Genomic DNA, 18,502 nt, shown 5'->3' with positions numbered 1-18,502 from the left:
ATGAAACATATAGCATCTATATTAAAACTGACATTCATAGCAATACTGACAACTACACTGGGTAGTTGTCAGCTTGGAAAGCACTATACTCGTCCACAGATGACAATGCCGGAAGTGCTTGACAGCATGAGTATGGACAGCACTTCTATAGGAGATTTCCCTTGGGAACAGCTCTATACTGACACTACCCTACAGGCATTGATCAGAAAAACACTTGAATATAACAAGGATATGCTTATAGCCGGTGCGCGCATAAAGGAACTGGCAGCAATGAAGCGTATCGACTGGGCAAATATGTTCCCTTCGATAACCACCAAGATATATGCAGAAAAGGAAGGTGAAAACTACGGTGGAAGAGGATATAAACCAAGTAACCAGTTCGATTTGAAAGCCGGAATTTCATGGGAGCTTGACTTATGGGGTAACCTGAGATGGGTACGCGACAAGAGTATGGCTGAGTTTATGGGTTCTATAGAAAATCAGCGTGCTCTGAAAATGAGTCTTATAGCTCAGATAGCACAATCGTATTTCGAACTTGTGGCTTTGGACAATGAGCTTGCAATCGTACGAAAAACTGTTGATGCAAGACGTGAAAGTCTGTATCTGGCAAGAATAAGATATGAAGGTGGTTTGACAAACGAAACAGCTTTCCGTCAGGCTCAGGTGGAGTTGGCAAGAACAGCAACTCTTGTTCCGGACCTTGAGAAAAAGAGAACTCTGAAGGAAAATGAAATTGCTTTCCTGACAGGTGAATATCCACATTCCATAAGCCGTTCTGTATTGCCTGAGGATGTGCTCCTTCCTTCAACACTACCGGTAGGTTTACCGTCAAGTCTTCTTGAAAGACGTCCTGATGTACGCCAGGCAGAACTGTCGCTGATAGCAGCCAATGCAGCGGTCGGTGTTGCATTTACAAATCTGTTTCCTCGCTTTACACTTACAGCAGCAGCCGGTGCAGAAAGTGGTGAACTGATTGAAATTCTGAGATCTCCATATCATATACTCACCGGAACAATATTAACACCGGTTTTCGCTATGGGTAAGAACCGTGCGGCACTTAAAGCCAAGAAAGCTGCATACGAACAGGCCACATATGCCTATGAAAAAGCTGTATTGAACGCGTTCAAGGAAGCAAGAAATGCAATTGTAGAATTCAACAAGACACGCGATATATACGAAACCAGACTAAGACTGGAGCAGGCATCGAAGAGTGCGCTCGACCTTGCCGAACTGCAGTATATAAACGGAGTGATAGGATATATCGACCTGCTTGATGCACAGCGTGGATATCTTGATGCACAGATTGGATTAAGTAATGCTATTCGCGACAAACAGATTACTCTCGTAAATCTGTACAAAGCCCTTGGAGGCGGATGGTCGCAAGATGAGAATAAGCAAAACTGATAAATTAAGATATGTTTAGAAACTATTTAGACGGTGTTTAGTGAATGTTTATTGCATGTTCACTAAACACCGTCTAAATGGTTTCTAAATAGTTATCAAACGGAACTTAATTGAAGAACTTTATTCCGATAAATATAGTTCTCGGCTGCGTAGGACCGTAGAAATATTTTGAGTCACGTCCTATACCTTTGTCCAAATCTTTCTGGAAAGCATTGAACATATTGTTAACCCCACCATTCAACTGAAGTTTCAGATGGTCGTTCAATACGAATGTATAGTTCAGTTTCAGATTCAGTTCCATGAAATTCGGAGTCTTTTCAAGGACATCTTTCTCGATATAACCGGCAAAGTGCGGAACAAGCATTCGTCCTGTATATACTCCTGATAGTGAGAAATCGAAATTCTTGTTTCTAAATGGAGCTGAAGTAAATGTAAAGTATCCGTAGAGGTCAGGAGTACGTGTCATCTTTTTTGTAGGTGCCACATCTGTATCCTCGCTCCAATAAACAGCCTCAGTGTATCTACTCTGTTGTGCAGTGAACCCTAACTGCAACTGTGCCTCTCTGCCATGAGCTATCTTATAGTCGATATTTGCTCCATATACTCTCGCACCACGACCATTACAGCGCTCCTGGATAGTTGTACCCTGCTGTTCACCTTCACCTATATTCTTAAGATAGAATACATCGTTAAGCATAGTGTAGAAGCCTTCAATCAAAAGATTTGACTGAAAATGTCCAAACGAAGCACTCCAATCCACCGAACCGCTGAAACTGTTTGAACGCTCCGGTTTCAATCCCTCGGCCAGACGGATTATCATGGCCTCACCACCTACGGCAGCAACATGCAAGTCTTCATCATAGGCCTGTGGAGCACGGAAACCTGTAGACCATGTCAAACGTCCCTGTATATTATCCGATGGTTTCCACAGTGCATTTACTCGAGGACTGAAAATCACATTATCTACGAGATTATGCTTGTCAAGACGGAATCCGGCCAATAAAGTGAACTTATCCATCTTCCACTCATTCTGAGCATAAGCACTTGCCACTTTTACATCCTGTTTTAAGTCGCGGTTATATCCTGCCATTATATCGTGCAATGTATTATACTGATATTCCAGACCACCGGTGAAAGTAGCCGGAGAGAAAAGACAGTTGTCCATATTGCCAACATACATAGCTCCACCTACGGCAGTCAAATCATCGGTAGTTCCGTATGCCTTACCAGGATCATCAAGTTCCTGAGTACCATAATAACTGTTGCGGTCGGTATGCTGAACTGAACCGTAAACAGAGAGTTTGTGACGATATTCATTGAAGAAAACATCGTATGTCAGACCACCACTATTAATAATGTGCTTTGTCTGCTCGCAGACATCTGCCTCATGAGGCTGAAGATTGAAGTTGCTACCACCACGTCTGAATTCGTTTGTGGTATGATACTCCAGACTGATACGGCTGAAATGAGTAGGACGATAATATGCTCTAAGTCCGAAAGTATTCATGTTCAGTTTTCCAAGTTCAGAGAAGCCGTCACCATCAGCATCATACGGATTTCTGTTTCTGTATGACTGATACAATGCTATACCGTATGTATTGTCAGAAGATACAAGCGAAGCATTTGCTCCCATATACTGTTCCCAGGATTTTCCACCGAGATTAGACATATTGGTAGAAACCTGGAAAGAATTGTTCACGGGGTCTTTTGTTATGATATTGATTGTACCCCCAACGGCATTTGCACCAAAAAGAGCCGAGCCACCGCCACGCACTACCTCTACCCTCTCAATCATATTCACAGGAATCTGCTCAAGACCATATACTCCTGACAATGCACTCATCACCGGACGGCTATTGATAAGTATCTGAGAGTATGGACCTTCAAGACCATTGATACGCACCTGAGGGAAACCGCAATTCTGACAGTTATTCTCTACTCGCAATCCCGACTGGTAACTCAACGATTTTGCCAAGTCAGTAGAGTTTACCATCTCGAACAACTTGTTGTTCATTACGTTCACAACAACCGGAGCGAGTTTTCTGCTTGTTTCATTTCTGTTGGCAGAAACCACTAATTCATCTGTCATTATAGTTTCTTCAGAAAGTACAAAGTGTACATCTACAGTATATTCATTACTCACATTCACCTCTTTAGTCTGCTGTGCATATCCCACAGAATTCACTTTAAGAGTATATTTCCCGGCAGGAACTTTCTTCAGTTTGAAGTATCCGTCTGCATCAGTCACAGTTCCGACACCTGTTTCAACTATCAATACTGTGGCATATGGAAGACTGTTTTCTGTACCTTTTTCTATTACATGTCCTGTTATTACGTTACCCTCTTTCACTGGGCTGTTATTGACTCCGGCAGCCATACTTACTATAGCGCACACCAAAGCCGAAATGAATATTGTAAGTTTCTTCATTTCTTTCTTAAAATTTTAAATTGATAAAAAGTTACGACATATTGCCTCATATCCATAAAGAATTACGGACACGAAAAGCCAAGACACTATAATTGATGTCTTATTAAACTAAATGAAATGAAGAATAAGGAGGTGCGCGAAGACCTACGCCGGACTCAAACTCCGGCAACAGACATGTAGGAACATGTTCTGTATAATCAATAAGTAATACCGGTTGAAACGGTGAACACACAAACTGAGAACCGGACGCTTCCAATGAATGGAAATCAGTGAGATAATGAAGAACTAAAGTCCGTCTTGCTGTATGCGTGTGCTGGTCCGAAAATGGATGCGAATGCACCACCATTACACCGTTCACTACGTGTACGTGGGCATAAGCAGAGATTATGGCATAGTACACCACAAATACAGTGAGAAACAACGTAGCAGTTGTCCTAATCCATGTACGAGTGTTTATAGTCATAATCCTTTATAATATTTCCATTTTCTGATTTCGGATGCAAAGATACACAAAATACCACTGACAGCAAGTTTATCACTGTATATTAATAGCAAAATACATACTTTTAGGTATATGTATAAAAGATTTTCCGTATATTTGAATAATATAGGATGCGTTTTAGCAAAAAAATCAAGCAAGCTTGTTTTTCTGCATTCAACTTTCACTATATTTGTTATAATATTGAAATATGAAGAATATGATAACTGAAGTATCAACATCAGATGCAATACAGATAACTGCTATATACAACTACTATGTACGTGAAAGTGTAGCTACATTCGATACGGAAGAATGGAATGTAGAAAAAATGTCCGAACGCATTCAGTCGCTTTCATCATCTTACCCATACCTGGTTTACAGAACACCGGAAGGCAACATAGCCGGATATTGCTATATTCATCCATGGAAAGAGAAAGATGCTTACAGCCGTACACTTGAAACTACAGTCTACATTTCACCGGAATATACAGGCAAGGGAATTGGAAAGAAACTTATGGAAGAACTTATCAGCATATGCCGTAAAAGAAACTACCTTGCACTTATAGCATGTATCACGGAAGGTAACGAAAGCAGTTTCAAACTCCATGAAAGATTAGGTTTCGAACGTGTATCACATTTCAAGAAAGTAGGAATGAAGTTCGGAAGATATTTAGACGTGATAGACTATGAATTGATTCTTTAACCATAAAAACAGAAACAAAATGTACGAAGACATATTTCAAGTAAAATCAAATAATATAACCCCAAGCCAAGGCAGAATTATTATTGCATCTCCACTGCTTAATGACTATCATTTCTCACGTACAGTGATTCTTATGGTAAATCACGATGAAAATGGAGATATGGGAGTGGTACTTAACAAGGATTTCCTCTATCACGTTTCATTGAATGACCTTGTAAAAGACCTTGAGGACATTCCTTCAATACCGGTATATAAAGGAGGACCGGTGGGGCGTGACACAATGTTCTTCATACATGACATTGAAGAAATAAAAGATTCACTCCCTCTTGGCAACGGTTTGTTTATGAACGGTGATTTCAATCAGATGCTGGATTATATCAAGTCTGGTAGACAATACGAAGACAGGGTACGATTCTATCTTGGATATGCCGGATGGGGAAAAGGACAGCTGCAAGCCGAAATGGATGAAGACACTTGGATTGTAAGCGAACTTTCAAAAAGCAGACTGTTTAAGGAAAGCTACAGAACATTATGGCAAAACACTCTCAACGATATGGGAGAGCCATACTGTACATGGGCAAAATATCCGGCTATTCCATCAATGAACTGACAAACAGTCTATTGAGGTTCTGCAAATTTCTGGAACATACAGACATCATAATACTTCTGCCCACGGCGAATCCATGACTTGAGCACGGCTGTTTCTGTAAATCCACAAGAACGGAATACATTGAGCGCAGCTTCATTATCACATCTTACATAAGCATAAATCTGATGTATCCCCAAGAAATCAAAGCAATGCTCCTCCATCAAACGAAGAGCATTACGGCCTATTCCTCTTCCACGAAATTCACGCAAAACAACTATACCTACTTCGGCCTTACTGTTGCGGACATCAAAATCAAACACATCCACTATACCGGCTATTTTCCCGTCAGGCAATGAAATCATCAACCTAAGCTGTCTGTCTGTATATATATCGTTGGTATTGCCGGCTATATACTGTTTCATCTGGTAGCGCGTGTATGGTCCGGTGTTTTCACTGTTATGAGTCCACAGGTTCGGGTCATTTTCTATAGCCAGCATAACCTCCAAGTCTTCAGGCTCAGGGGCACGGAGAGTAATATCATAAATCATACAGCCTCCTCTTCTTTTGTCAAATCAAGTTCGGACAGAATGCGCTTTCTGCCCGGAATACAAAACATAGAGGCCAATACGGCCATACCGCCACATAACAGTCCGGTATTGTCCATTGTCCAATAATACAATGAGATATTAAACACTGCCACAACAAGCAAAAGAATAATCCTCACCTCACTCCATCGGCGATAACTCTTGAGCGCATTCTCTATATTAAGAGTTTTGATATATTTGGTAAGCGACAAATTGAAGATACGCAATGACATGGGTATCAGACATATGGCCAGCAGAACACCGGTCAGCTGTGCCACATACATAGCGTTATCATTACCTATCAACACTCCTTCTTCCAGGATCCCACACTCATATCCTGCTATCAATCCTATGACAATCACCCACATGGCATAGAATTCTATTTTAAGTAACGTTAGAAGTACCTTTATCTTTTTTTCCATCCTATTCTTGCATTTATAATTACATATTACCTGTAAACTCTATTCTATTTACTATCGAACGTCCCAAAGTTACTTCGTCAGTATATTGAAGTTCATCTCCGATAGAGATACCTCTGGAAATTACTGATATCTTTACGTCAAGCCCGCTCAACTTACGGAATATATAGAAATTGGTACTGTCGCCCTCCATAGTTGAACTGAGTGCAAGTATAATCTCCTTCACCCCACCGGCTTTTACTCGGTCTATCAGACTGTCTATCTGAAGGTCTCCCGGCCCTACTCCATCCATAGGTGAAATTACCCCACCGAGCACATGATACAGTCCGTTGAACTGCTGGGTATTCTCTACAGCCATCACATCGCGGATATTCTCTACCACACACACTATAGACGAATCGCGCGAAGGTGTAGAACAGATTCGACATACGTCAGTGTCTGAAATATTATGACAGACCTTACAGTATCTGACCTCGCGCTTCAGAGTAACGATAGCATTGCCAAAAGCCTCAACAGTTTCTGTATCCTGACGAAGAAGATGAAGTACCAGACGCATGGCTGTCTTCCTCCCGATTCCAGGCAAACGCGAAAACTCATCGACGGCCTTTTCTAAAAGTACAGACGGATATTGTTGGTTCATTATTTTTTAAATTTGTTAGTTTTTAGGTTTGTAAATCTGTTAGTTTACGACAAGATGCAAAAATACAAAAAATCTGATTATCTTTGTGCTTTAATATTACTAATCGCATGAACGGAATATTTATCCTAATAACTATAATAGTCTATTTCGGGATACTTCTCGGCATATCCCGCATCACAGCCCACAGCCATTCAGACAATGATGCTTTCTTCCGCGGCAACAGACAGTCGCCATGGTATATAGTGTCATTCGGAATGATAGGGGCATCACTATCGGGAGTTACATTCGTATCAGTACCCGGTATGGTAAAGAACATTGATATGACATATATGCAGACGTGTATGGGCTTCTTTTTCGGGTATCTGATAATAGCACACGTACTCCTTCCCTTATATTACAGACTGAATCTCACATCCATATATACATACCTTGGACAAAGGATAGGAAGATATTCATATAAGACAGGAGCCTCATTTTTCCTCATATCAAAAATGCTTGGAGCTGCTGCCAGGCTCTATCTTGTGTGTATAATCCTGCAACATTATGTATTCGATGCATACAATATACCGTTTGCCGTTACAGCGATAGGAACTGTAGCACTGATATGGCTATACACTCACAAAAGCGGAATCCGTACAATTGTTTGGACTGACAGTTTGCAGACATTGTGTCTGCTGCTTGCCTTAGGACTGATATTATATAATGTGGCAGACAAACTGAATCTGAACATTGGAGGAGTGATAGACACCATAAAGAACAGCAGCGAAAGCCGCATATTCGTTTTCGACGATTGGCAGTCCAAACAGAACTTCTTCAAACAGTTCTTCAGCGGAATATTCATAACCATAGTAATGACCGGACTCGATCAGGATATGATGCAGAAAAACCTCTCATGCCGTAACCTCAAAGAAGCACAAAAGAATATGTACTGCTACGGAATATCATTCGTACCGGTAAACCTGCTATTCCTTTCATTGGGAATTCTGCTTATGGTTGCAGCCACACAGATGAACATAGCCATCCCGGCCAAAGGTGACGACCTACTTCCGATGTTTGCGGCAGGCGGACACCTCGGATATGCCGTCCTTGTGTTCTTCACCATAGGAATTATAGCTGCTGCATTCTCAAGTGCCGATTCGGCATTGGCGGCACTGACCACAAGTTTCTGTATTGATATTCTCAATACAGACAAGCTAAAAGAAAAAGAAGCTGTCAGAATAAGAAAAATCACACATATCGGTATAAGTACTATATTCGTGATATGCATACTGATTTTTGAAGCTATAGACAGTCAAAGCGTAATAGATACTATCTATACTTTGGCATCTTATACCTACGGACCACTGTTAGGACTGTTCTGTTTCGGTCTGTTTACCAAACTGAAACCCCGCGACAGGTACGTTCCATACATAGCAATCGCATCGCCTGTGGTTTGTTATATGATTGATACCTTAACTTTCAATACCACAGGATATAAGTTCGGTTATGAAATGCTGATGTTCAACGGCCTTCTCACATTCATGGGACTTGCAGCATTGAGTATAAATAAGAAAGTACATTAGTGTCATTACAGAACATAATCAACAAACTTAAAAACTCATAAACTCATATACATATATGGAAATAAAAAGTGCAGAATTCACAATAAGCAGCTCAAGAGCTGATATGTGTCCAAAGTCGGATATACCGGAATATGCTTTCATAGGTCGTTCCAACGTAGGTAAATCCAGCCTCATCAATATGTTGACAAAGAAATCAAAACTTGCAATGACATCCTCTACACCGGGTAAAACTCTGCTCATCAACCACTTCCTTATCAATAAGGAATGGTTTCTTGTAGACCTTCCCGGTTATGGATTCGCTCTTAGAGGCAAGAAGATGATGGAGAAAATCAAGAACCTTATCGAATATTACGTTCTTGAACGCGAACAGCTCACCTGCCTTTTTGTACTTATCGACAGCCGTCATGAGCCACAGAAAATCGACCTTGAATTCATAGAATGGCTGGGCGAAAACGGTGTTCCGTTCGCTATAATCTTTACAAAAGCTGACAAACAGAGTGTAGGCAAGACACGACAGAATGTAAACAACTACCTGAACAAACTGAAAGAACAATGGGAAGAACTCCCTCCTCATTTTGTTTCTTCATCTGAAAACGGCACCGGACGACAGGAGATACTTGACTATATAGACAGTATAAACAAGGAGTTGAAAGAGAAATAAAATAAAAACAGCAAACAATCGTTTGATACGCGCGATTGTTTGCTGTTTTTCGTTTTACTGAATTAGAACATTAATCCCTGCTGGCATACTCAACACAAAATCAAGTACAACAATAAACTTTTGGATATCACTCTTCGAAACATTAGTATCCAAAATAACAGCCTCTACTGTGATCTTACTTCCTTCACATTTTATTTTAGGAGCCGCACCAAACATTTCATAGTAATCATCAGCCTGAGAATTTAAGTCTTCTGCCAAATATTCAGCCCAACTTGCATTTGGTAAAGTTACTGCAGTAACAAAAGAACTTACCTTGTCTGATTCAAAACCAACAGTTATCTCATATTTTGAGTTCTTCAGTCCCATTATATTATTTAATGTATATTTGCCTGAAGTACTATCGTAAGTTCCAAATATAGGCTTTTCAGGAAGAACATCATAATCAAGACCTGTTTCCCATGAATTAACAACCATCTTGACAGTTTCTCCATCCTTTCCTTTCAAACATTCAATTTTGAAAAATACTACTTTACCTTCCTGAGTACAACTTATTCCAATAAGGTCAGCACGTGATACTGGTTGATTTTTAGAAATAGCTTTTTTAATCATTTTTACCTGATTCAAAGCTTTTGCCATAGCCATCTCACCATTTGTTTCATAGATTTCGTCTTCTTCATCAAAGGCATTCAAATCTTCAAAAGTTCCGTTATTTAATAACTTTGCAGCCTCTTTAGCTTCAGCTTCTGTTTCAAAAATCATATTATAAACAGCATCATCACATTTACCATTCTTAAAAGAGAATGCATAATAACCATCTGCATCTTCATCCCCATAGTCAGGAGTATAAGCACAAATGCCATTTTCCATAGACCCACTCCATCCTTTTTGTGTAGGAACTGTTTGATTTACCAAACCCTCTGTTACACCATCATCATCTTTACTACAAGATGAAAAACTTACAACAATGCTTAGCATCATTGCAAACATACTGAAAACATAAAACTTTTTCATTTTTTCTCTAAATTTACCAGTCTATAGCTCCCCTGATTCGGCTGTATCATTCTATATTTAAAAGGCATAGGAGCTAGCACTTTAAAAAATTAATTTTATTTAAAAAAGTAAATACCTTTAAATCTTTAATCATCCCCCTTTATTCTATATATAAACAAGCGTCAGGCCTTTTTACAATTCAATTTGATTCAAAATTATAAAAAAACATTTACCCCCACCCGTTAATATTTATTAACTTTTTAAATATATTTTCACTATTTATCTTTTTCATAATAAAGACACAAAAAAATCCATAAAAAGAATCATGGATTTAATATACATTAGCTCACTATTCAATGTAAATATCTAAATATTTTCTTCATCACATTCCGTTTAGCCGTTTTCAGTCCTGAGGACAAAGACTCTGTAGATATTATTTCAAGACAATTACTTAATTCAGACAGAAGCTCCGGAAAGAACTTGCACTGCTCATAAGCTAACTTCATACACAAAGCACGGTTAGCACACGACTCATGCGATGACTGTATAGTTTCTAAACAAAAATCAATAAAGTCAGTACGCAGATTGCCACATTCAAACGGCTGCCTCAACAGAATAGTAAGAAGCAAACGTCTCTTTCCCTCATGCTTTTCAGCTATAGCCTTATCAATCAGTTCATCATGCTTTGCATACAGCCATTTATTGTTCGATAGATCAAAATAGGTGAACACCCACAAAGCATTATATGAAACCCTGACATTCTCATCAGATATCAGGGTATATAATTCTTCTTTCAGACTATCATTTTCCGTACCTTGAGTGAGAAAACACATTTCGTGTATGTCGCCCTGACTTAAACGCTGAAGGAGTCTATTACGTAAATCCATATCTTATCCCTCTATTTCGCTGAGTTCCATCCAGCGCATGGTCTTCTCATCAATCTCGTCAGTAAGTATAGGCAGACGTTTCGACTTTTCAGTGAGTTCGTCCACACTCAAAGTTCCGCTGCAAAGAGCATCTTCTATACCCTTCTTCTCTGCTTCAAGCTCAGCTATTTCCTTTTCCAACTGCTCAAACTCCTTCTTTTCCTTGAAGGTCATGCGGCGTTTATCGTTCAAGCGCACCTTCTGAGTTTTCTCTTCCTTTGGTTTGGCTGCTTCCTTTTCTCGGTCCTGCTTTGCAAGTTTCCAGTCGCGATAATCAGAATAATTGCCAGGGAAGTCGCGGATATCCCCCAGCCCGTTAAACACAAGGATATGGTCTACCACCTTATCCATAAAGTAACGGTCATGGCTCACCACAATAACACATCCCTTGAAATTCTGGAGATATTCTTCCAGTACCTGCAATGTCACGATATCGAGGTCATTCGTCGGCTCATCCAGAACAAGGAAGTTAGGATTACGCATCAGTACAGTACAGAGATACAGGCGTCGTCTTTCGCCACCACTCAACTTATATACATAACTATGCTGGGTTTCCGGAGTAAAGAGGAAGTGCTGCAGGAACTGCGATGCCGTAAGTCGCTTGCCGTTACCCAGCTCTATCACCTCGGCAATATCTGTTATCACATCAATCACCTTCATCTGTTCGTCGAACTGGAGTCCTTCCTGAGAATAGTAACCGAAACGTACTGTCTCACCTATGTCCAAACGTCCGCTGTCAGGCTGCTGCAATCCCATGAGGATTTTTATGAAGGTTGATTTTCCTGTACCATTGTTTCCCACGATACCCATCTTTTCATATCGCGCAAAGATGTATGAGAAATCGTCAAGAATCTTCAGGTCACCGAAACTCTTATAGAGATGGTCGGCTTCGAATATTTTCGATCCGATGTATGAAGCCTTCACATCCAGCTTCACGTTCGAATCGTTCATTCTTCTTTTAGCCACCTTCTCCAACTCATAAAAAGCTTCCTCCCTGTATCTTGCCTTGTGTCCGCGTGCCTGCGGCATACGGCGCATCCATTCAAGCTCAGTACGGTAGAGGTTGTTTGCCCTTGCTATTTCCGCATTGGCGGCATCTATCCTCTCCTGGCGTTTCTGGAGATAGTAACTATAGTTTCCTGTATATGAATAAACCTGCTTGTTGTCAAGTTCGATAATCTCGGAGCATACACGGTCAAGGAAATATCTGTCATGAGTCACCATAAGCAGGCTCAGAGTACCACGTTTGAGATATTCCTCCAGCCATTCTGTCATATCGAGGTCCAGATGGTTGGTTGGCTCATCAAGTATAATAAAGTCCGGCTCGGTGATAAGCACATTGGCAAGAGCCACACGTTTGAGCTGACCTCCGGAGAGTTGTTTTATTTTCTGATTGAAATCCCTGATTTTCAACTGCGAAAGAATCTGCTTTGCCTTTCTTTCATAGTCCCATGCCTTTTCGTGCTCCATGCGTGCCAGCAAGTCCTCCAATCCGGGATTTCCTTCGGTTTCCATACATTTCTCATATTCCTTAATGAGCTGTACCACAGGAGTACCATGATAGAAACATGCCTCGAGTACTGTTATATCGTCAGGATAATGCGGACTCTGTTCAAGATAGCCTACACGGAGGTCGCGACGGAATGTAATCTTTCCATCGTCATAACCTTCCTTTCCGGCAAGGATGTTAAGCAAAGTAGTTTTTCCGGAGCCGTTCTTCGCTATAAGACCAATACGCTGGCCCTCAGCCAATCCGAAAGATATTGAATTGAATAGAACCAAATCACCAAACGATTTGGTTAGATTTTCTACCTGTAAATATGGAGTCATGTAAAAATGTAAGTATTTAAGTTGATGAGTTTTTAAGTTGATAAGTTTACCATCCGGACGGAGAATCTTGTAAACCTGTTACTGTAACTTTGTAAACTCACAATTATTAATTTTTAATTATTAATTGTCCTTTCCACCTCTTCCTTAATCTTTTCGAATTCGGCTTTCAAGCTACATGACTTACCGTTCTTCACTCTGCTCCATACCAACTGCTGCGGATATACCATAACATCAGTATCGGCAAATTTCAGTGCCGGCATTTCTTTCTGTCCGTCTATCACAGTAACCCATTCCATGCCATCCATTTCATTAACAAGTATAGCTCCGAAAGCCATTCCGAATGATTCCCATGCCTGACGCTGGCTGTTGTTAAACTTACCGCTATCCATAACTTTCTGAATGTTGGCTATATCCGCCTCGGACGAAGTAAAATCCTTTGTGAGCTGTTTCTTGATAGTCATTACTGCCCAGTCGAAGCTTTCGTTAATGGCATTAATCTCAAGTACACGTACCGGAATTATCTCTTTCCATGGTTTTTCGCCTTCGCATCTCACTTTCAACGAAGCTATTATATTCTCCGCCGGCTTCATGCTTTCTCCTTTGGCTACAGTAAACGAACATTCCACAGATATATCTTCCCTTCCGGTTATCCACAAATGAGAAGTGTACCAGTTGCCGTTTTCCTGAAAATTCTCGGTAGAATAAACGCATGGCCATTCGCCCACCTTTACCAGTCTGGAAGTCCTGTTGTTCTTCAATTCGTAGTCCATACACTCATCAGCATAATTCTTGTCCTGACCTTTAAAAGCTGATATTCTGAAATTACCGTTCCACTTTTCAGGATTATAAAACAGAAAGCTGTCCTCAGTATCTTCAAACTCATGCCATCCTGCCGGATATTCCAGCGAGAACCATGAACCGGGAGAAATATATTTCATACTTTAATTACGGTTTTAATATTAATACTTAGATTATTTATGCAAATATACATCTTTATAATATAAATCAAAAATTCTAAGATTTTTCCATCTTAAGCATCATCATTTTTTCTAAAAATCCGAATTAATAAAATATAGTCCGATATACACATTTTAGTTTTTTTATAACATTATCACCAGTAAAACAGATGCCCATTTTGACTATCAAAACAAACATCATAAGAAATCCGCACCTTACAAATAGTCACCACTGAAGGATATAACATATCATTCAACAACATTTTTAATTGACAATAGTCACCACAACCACTAAAATTAAATTGATTAACATTTTTAAATAAGATATAAACTCCCTATCTTTGCAGAAACAGAAACAAGATAGATACAGATACTGCATTATGATAAAACCGGATTATCCCTCAGTCCTGCTTATATATACAGGAGGTACCATAGGAATGATAGAGAACCCTGAGACAGGGGCTTTGGAAGCATTCAATTTTGACCAATTGCAGGAAAACGTTCCTGAACTCAAAAGATTCAATTATCGCATTTCATCATATCAATTCAACCCTCCTATCGATTCATCAGACATGGAGCCTTCGCTTTGGGCTAAACTGGTGAAAATAATCGACTATAATTATGACAACTTCGACGGTTTCGTGATACTTCACGGCACCGATACCATGGCATATACAGCATCTGCACTGAGCTTCATGCTTGAAAATCTGAGCAAACCGGTGATTCTGACAGGCAGCCAATTACCTATCGGTGTATTGCGTACAGACGGAAAAGAAAACCTAATCACATCTATAGAAATAGCTGCAGCAAAACATCCGGACGGAACAGCTGTAGTACCTGAGGTATGTATCTTCTTTGAGAATCATCTTCTAAGAGGAAACCGTACGACTAAAATCAATGCAGAGAATTTCAATGCCTTTCGTTCATATAATTATCCAGCCCTCGCTACAGCAGGAATTCATATCAAATATGAATACGACAAAATAAGGAAAGTAAAACCGGGAGTGCCTATGCACCCGCATTACGTTTTCGACACAAATGTATTGGTACTGACTATCTTCCCGGGAATACAGGAAAATCTTGTAAGAACCGTACTCAACACCCCGGGACTTAAAGCCGTAGCTCTCAAGACATACGGTTCCGGGAATGCACCGCAAAAGGAATGGTTCATAAAACTTCTTGCAGAGGCAACAAGCAGAGGAATCGTAATAGTGAACATCTCGCAATGTCAAACCGGTATGGTGGAAATGGGACGTTACGAAACCGGACTACATCTGCTCGACGCCGGTGTTATTAGCGGATACGATGCTACAGTAGAAAGTGTTCTGACGAAACTTATGTTCCTGCTCGGACACGGACTTAGCCCTCGTGAGATAAGAAACGAAATGAGCCGCTCTATAGCCGGAGAGTTTACCAAACCAAGTTTGTAACAAAATTGTAACATTTATTTCACACCTCAGTAATAAAATCGCATCATCTTTGCAGCAGAAAATAATATTGCATACATTTGTAAAACAATAAATAAAGGCATTATGAACGATTACAGAATTTTAGTCGTAGATGATGAAGAAGATTTGTGTGAAATCTTGAAATTCAATCTGGAAACCGAAGGTTATCTGGTAGACACAGCCAACTCGGCTGAAGAAGCACTGAAACTTGACCTCACCCAGTACAATGTCCTGCTGTTGGATGTCATGATGGGAGAAATATCAGGTTTCAGAATGGCAAGCATGATGAAAAAGAACAAGGATACAGCCAATATCCCTATCATATTCATCACTGCCAAGGACACTGAAAATGACACCCTTACAGGGTTTAATTTAGGAGCGGACGATTACATATCGAAACCATTCTCTCTCAGGGAAGTATTGGCCAGAGTCAAAGCTGTCATCCGACGCACTGCAAGCGTGCAAAACAAGAGCAACGACCAGCTTATTTTCAAAGAGATGGTAGTGGATTCCAACAAGAAAAAAGTAGTGATACGTGGCGAAGAGATCTCACTCACCAAGAAAGAATTTGAAATTCTGCTGCTTCTTCTTCAGAATCAGGGAAGAGTATTTTCCCGCGAGGACATTTTGGCCAAAGTATGGCATGACGAAGTATATGTACTGGACCGCACCATCGACGTTAATATCACAAGATTAAGAAAGAAAATTGGAGAATACGGCAAATACATTGTAACACGTCTGGGATATGGATATTGTTTCGAATGTGAATAATTAATTGAAAACGTAAAAATGACAAAGTTTAATATACGTCTGCTTACATTCAGCCGTAAACTGTTCCTTTCTGTCATAACACTGTTCATAGCGTTTGCAGCATGCTTCATGCTGTTTCAGTACCAGCGCGAAAAATCATACAAGACAGAACTGCTGAACACTCAATTACAGAACTATAACGAACAGCTGTATGGATATATGGCTGATGCCGGTTCGTTGGACTCTCTGAAACATTACATAATGACTCATATGATTCCAAATCTCAGGGTCACTATTATCACGCCTGAAGGAAAAGTGATATTCGATTCGACAGACAAAAATCTGAGTGAATTTTCAAACCACTCCTCCAGAAAGGAAGTACAGGACGCACTGGTGTATGGCAGTGGATATGCCATAAGCAGATTTTCAGAAAGTATTGATGGAGAAGAGTATTTCTACTCTGCCAAATATTTCCCTAAACACCGTATCATACTGCGTTCGGCACTGCCATACAATGTCAGCCTGACTGAACATCTTGAAGCAGACATGGGATATGTATGGTTCACTATCCTTATCTGCATGGTCCTTATGGTGATATTCTACAGGTTCACCTACAAGCTCGGAAAATCAATCACCAACCTGCAGCAGTTCGCCCTCAAAGCCGACAAGAACGAACCTATAGACATGGACATTCTGCGTACATTCCCTAAAAACGAATTGGGAGAAATATCGCAGCACATTATCACTATCTACAAAAGACTGCACAGAGCAAAGGAAGCACTGTATATAGAAAGAGAAAAACTGATTTCACACCTTCAGACCTCACACGAAGGACTTGGTGTATTCACGAAAGAGAGAAAGGAAATTTTAGTAAACAGTCTGTTTACACAATACATCAACAACATTTCAGACCGCAACCTAAGCTCAACAGACGAAATCTTTACAATCCCCGAGCTGAAACCAATCATCGAGTTTCTGAATAAAAACGAAGGGAATTACAGTAAAGAAGAAAAAAGTGTTACTCACCATCTGAATAAGAATGCCCGGACATTCACCATAGAGTGTATCATCTTCCAGGACCTGTCGTTCGAAATATCAATAAACGACATTACCCAGGAGGAAGAACAGGCAAGACTGAAAAGACAGCTCACCCAAAACATAGCCCATGAGCTGAAAACACCGGTAAGCAGCATTCAGGGATATCTGGAAACAATACTCAGCAATCCTAATATCCCTAAAGACACAGTGAGAACATTTTTGGAAAGAAGCTATGCCCAGAGCAACAGACTCACTACCCTGCTACGCGACATATCTGTTCTGACAAGAATGGACGAGGCACCGGAAATGATGGAAAGGGAAGCCGTGAACCTCAGTCTGGTGGTAGACAATATCATAAACGAAGTGGCACTCGGACTGGAAGAAAAGTGCATAAGGGTAATAAATCTCATGCCGCAGGCACTTATGGTAAACGGAAACCACTCTCTGCTCTACTCCATTTTCAGAAACCTGATGGACAATGCAATAGCGTATGCCGGAACAAATATTCAAATCACAATAAACTGTTTCCGCGAGGACGATTCATTCTACTACTTCAGTTTCTCAGACTCAGGTATCGGTGTAGAAGAAGAACATCTGACGCGCCTGTTCGAACGGTTCTACAGAGTAGACAAAGGACGCTCCAGAAAACTTGGCGGAACCGGACTGGGACTTGCCATTGTGAAGAACGCAGTACTGTTCCACGGAGGAACAATATTTGCAAAGAATGCTCCAAACGGAGGGCTGGAATTTGTATTTACACTTCAAAAGTAATATGCTCAAAAAAAATGCTTCGTCATTCAAGTCAAAACGCTTCGTCGCTTTAGTTCAAACGACGAAGCATTTTTTTTGCGAGTTCAAATCAAATTGCAAAGTTGAGTTTACAAAAGCAATATTGCACACAAAAATTATCATAAAATGTAAGAAAAAGTTTGCACACTAAGGTTGCAAAAAAGAATAAAAGAAGTAAATTTGCGTTCGGAAACAGGCAAGTGTGCCTTTCCAATGGTTTACGAAATAACTTATTTTTTTTTTACCAATAAAAACGTAAAGAATATGACTTATTCACACGAAGTTGAACACATGTGTGTTGTAA

Annotated in this window: 17 protein-coding genes; 8 read left to right on the top strand and 9 right to left on the bottom strand. The window is 40.2% G+C overall.

The genetic code is table 11. The features are described from left to right. Positions 1–1,404, top strand: coding sequence for an efflux transporter outer membrane subunit (locus tag QZ379_RS04380; protein WP_291558733.1), 1,404 nt, complete (start codon positions 1–3; stop codon positions 1,402–1,404). Positions 1,405–1,510: 106 nt separating this feature from the next. Here QZ379_RS04380 and QZ379_RS04375 read toward each other — a convergent pair whose 3' ends face one another. Beyond that, on the bottom strand, positions 1,511–3,781 hold the full coding sequence (locus tag QZ379_RS04375) for a TonB-dependent receptor (protein WP_291558768.1): 2,271 nt from the start codon (positions 3,779–3,781) through the stop codon (positions 1,511–1,513). A gap of 154 nt (positions 3,782–3,935) precedes the next feature. Next, entirely contained in the window at positions 3,936–4,295 is a 360-nt protein-coding gene (locus QZ379_RS04370; protein WP_291558732.1) for a hypothetical protein, read from the bottom strand. Between the two features lie 235 nt (positions 4,296–4,530). On the opposite strand from QZ379_RS04370, the gene QZ379_RS04365 reads away from it, so the two are divergent. After that, on the top strand, positions 4,531–5,016 hold the full coding sequence (locus tag QZ379_RS04365) for a GNAT family N-acetyltransferase (protein ID WP_291558766.1): 486 nt from the start codon (positions 4,531–4,533) through the stop codon (positions 5,014–5,016). Positions 5,017–5,035: 19 nt separating this feature from the next. Further along, complete coding sequence (locus tag QZ379_RS04360) at positions 5,036–5,626, top strand: YqgE/AlgH family protein (protein ID WP_291558730.1); 591 nt, start codon at positions 5,036–5,038, stop codon at positions 5,624–5,626. Between the two features lie 8 nt (positions 5,627–5,634). Here QZ379_RS04360 and QZ379_RS04355 read toward each other — a convergent pair whose 3' ends face one another. The 3 genes from QZ379_RS04355 to recR are packed head-to-tail and all read right to left on the bottom strand — an operon-like array spanning position 5,635 to position 7,248. Then, a complete protein-coding gene (locus QZ379_RS04355; protein WP_291558728.1) occupies positions 5,635–6,153 on the bottom strand; it encodes a GNAT family N-acetyltransferase in 519 nt (172 codons plus the stop codon). After that, positions 6,150–6,611 (bottom strand): hypothetical protein, encoded by a 462-nt coding sequence (locus QZ379_RS04350; protein WP_291558726.1) that lies wholly within the window; start codon positions 6,609–6,611, stop codon positions 6,150–6,152. The genes QZ379_RS04355 and QZ379_RS04350 overlap by 4 nt, the downstream gene beginning before the upstream one ends. Positions 6,612–6,630: 19 nt before the next feature. After that, the gene (gene recR, locus QZ379_RS04345) at positions 6,631–7,248 is read right to left on the bottom strand and encodes a recombination mediator RecR (protein ID WP_291558724.1); all 618 of its coding nucleotides are present in this window, start codon (positions 7,246–7,248) and stop codon (positions 6,631–6,633) included. A 107-nt stretch (positions 7,249–7,355) separates the two neighbouring features. Between recR and QZ379_RS04340 the strand changes: the two genes are divergently transcribed. Together QZ379_RS04340 and yihA are read left to right on the top strand one after the other, a co-directional pair. Further along, positions 7,356–8,810, top strand: coding sequence for a sodium:solute symporter (locus tag QZ379_RS04340; RefSeq protein ID WP_291558723.1), 1,455 nt, complete (start codon positions 7,356–7,358; stop codon positions 8,808–8,810). Positions 8,811–8,865: 55 nt separating this feature from the next. Continuing rightward, positions 8,866–9,471 carry a ribosome biogenesis GTP-binding protein YihA/YsxC gene (gene yihA / locus QZ379_RS04335; RefSeq protein ID WP_291558720.1) on the top strand — a complete coding sequence of 202 codons (606 nt, stop codon included), beginning with the start codon at positions 8,866–8,868 and terminating at the stop codon, positions 9,469–9,471. A 54-nt stretch (positions 9,472–9,525) separates the two neighbouring features. On the opposite strand, the gene QZ379_RS04330 is transcribed toward yihA, so the two are convergent. The 4 genes from QZ379_RS04330 to QZ379_RS04315 all read right to left on the bottom strand — a co-directional run bounded on the left by QZ379_RS04330 (position 9,526) and on the right by QZ379_RS04315 (position 14,155). Then, positions 9,526–10,482 carry a hypothetical protein gene (locus QZ379_RS04330; protein WP_291558718.1) on the bottom strand — a complete coding sequence of 319 codons (957 nt, stop codon included), beginning with the start codon at positions 10,480–10,482 and terminating at the stop codon, positions 9,526–9,528. A 332-nt stretch (positions 10,483–10,814) separates the two neighbouring features. Then, positions 10,815–11,348 carry a hypothetical protein gene (locus QZ379_RS04325; RefSeq protein WP_291558716.1) on the bottom strand — a complete coding sequence of 178 codons (534 nt, stop codon included), beginning with the start codon at positions 11,346–11,348 and terminating at the stop codon, positions 10,815–10,817. A gap of 3 nt (positions 11,349–11,351) precedes the next feature. After that, on the bottom strand, positions 11,352–13,217 hold the full coding sequence (abc-f, locus tag QZ379_RS04320) for a ribosomal protection-like ABC-F family protein (RefSeq protein WP_291558714.1): 1,866 nt from the start codon (positions 13,215–13,217) through the stop codon (positions 11,352–11,354). Positions 13,218–13,330: 113 nt separating this feature from the next. After that, the gene (locus QZ379_RS04315) at positions 13,331–14,155 is read right to left on the bottom strand and encodes a DUF3805 domain-containing protein (protein WP_291558712.1); all 825 of its coding nucleotides are present in this window, start codon (positions 14,153–14,155) and stop codon (positions 13,331–13,333) included. A gap of 398 nt (positions 14,156–14,553) precedes the next feature. Here QZ379_RS04315 and QZ379_RS04310 point away from each other — a divergent pair, with 398 nt between their 5' ends. The 3 genes from QZ379_RS04310 (at position 14,554) to QZ379_RS04300 (ending at position 18,180) form a co-directional block, all read left to right on the top strand. Next, positions 14,554–15,603 carry an asparaginase gene (locus tag QZ379_RS04310; protein WP_291558710.1) on the top strand — a complete coding sequence of 350 codons (1,050 nt, stop codon included), beginning with the start codon at positions 14,554–14,556 and terminating at the stop codon, positions 15,601–15,603. A 102-nt stretch (positions 15,604–15,705) separates the two neighbouring features. Next, positions 15,706–16,392, top strand: coding sequence for a response regulator transcription factor (locus QZ379_RS04305; protein ID WP_291558708.1), 687 nt, complete (start codon positions 15,706–15,708; stop codon positions 16,390–16,392). 18 nt (positions 16,393–16,410) lie between these two features. Next, entirely contained in the window at positions 16,411–18,180 is a 1,770-nt protein-coding gene (locus QZ379_RS04300; protein ID WP_291558706.1) for an ATP-binding protein, read from the top strand. Positions 18,181–18,502 lie beyond the last annotated feature (322 nt).

Origin of the sequence: Bacteroides sp. (assembly GCF_019417265.1) — a bacterium.
Classification (GTDB): domain Bacteria; phylum Bacteroidota; class Bacteroidia; order Bacteroidales; family Bacteroidaceae; genus Phocaeicola.
This window is presented reverse-complemented; position numbering and strand designations above follow the sequence as displayed.

Bases quoted from the DNA above. Each gene is read 5' to 3' on its own strand.
- QZ379_RS04380 (WP_291558733.1), top strand. From the start codon at position 1: ATGAAACATATAGCATCTATATTAAAACTGACATTCATAGCAATACTG.
- QZ379_RS04375 (WP_291558768.1), bottom strand. From the start codon at position 3,781: ATGGCTGCCGGAGTCAATAACAGCCCAGTGAAAGAGGGTAACGTAATA.
- QZ379_RS04370 (WP_291558732.1), bottom strand. From the start codon at position 4,295: ATGACTATAAACACTCGTACATGGATTAGGACAACTGCTACGTTGTTT.
- QZ379_RS04365 (WP_291558766.1), top strand. From the start codon at position 4,531: ATGATAACTGAAGTATCAACATCAGATGCAATACAGATAACTGCTATA.
- QZ379_RS04360 (WP_291558730.1), top strand. From the start codon at position 5,036: ATGTACGAAGACATATTTCAAGTAAAATCAAATAATATAACCCCAAGC.
- QZ379_RS04355 (WP_291558728.1), bottom strand. From the start codon at position 6,153: ATGATTTATGATATTACTCTCCGTGCCCCTGAGCCTGAAGACTTGGAG.
- QZ379_RS04350 (WP_291558726.1), bottom strand. From the start codon at position 6,611: ATGGAAAAAAAGATAAAGGTACTTCTAACGTTACTTAAAATAGAATTC.
- recR (WP_291558724.1), bottom strand. From the start codon at position 7,248: ATGAACCAACAATATCCGTCTGTACTTTTAGAAAAGGCCGTCGATGAG.
- QZ379_RS04340 (WP_291558723.1), top strand. From the start codon at position 7,356: ATGAACGGAATATTTATCCTAATAACTATAATAGTCTATTTCGGGATA.
- yihA (WP_291558720.1), top strand. From the start codon at position 8,866: ATGGAAATAAAAAGTGCAGAATTCACAATAAGCAGCTCAAGAGCTGAT.
- QZ379_RS04330 (WP_291558718.1), bottom strand. From the start codon at position 10,482: ATGAAAAAGTTTTATGTTTTCAGTATGTTTGCAATGATGCTAAGCATT.
- QZ379_RS04325 (WP_291558716.1), bottom strand. From the start codon at position 11,348: ATGGATTTACGTAATAGACTCCTTCAGCGTTTAAGTCAGGGCGACATA.
- abc-f (WP_291558714.1), bottom strand. From the start codon at position 13,217: ATGACTCCATATTTACAGGTAGAAAATCTAACCAAATCGTTTGGTGAT.
- QZ379_RS04315 (WP_291558712.1), bottom strand. From the start codon at position 14,155: ATGAAATATATTTCTCCCGGTTCATGGTTCTCGCTGGAATATCCGGCA.
- QZ379_RS04310 (WP_291558710.1), top strand. From the start codon at position 14,554: ATGATAAAACCGGATTATCCCTCAGTCCTGCTTATATATACAGGAGGT.
- QZ379_RS04305 (WP_291558708.1), top strand. From the start codon at position 15,706: ATGAACGATTACAGAATTTTAGTCGTAGATGATGAAGAAGATTTGTGT.
- QZ379_RS04300 (WP_291558706.1), top strand. From the start codon at position 16,411: ATGACAAAGTTTAATATACGTCTGCTTACATTCAGCCGTAAACTGTTC.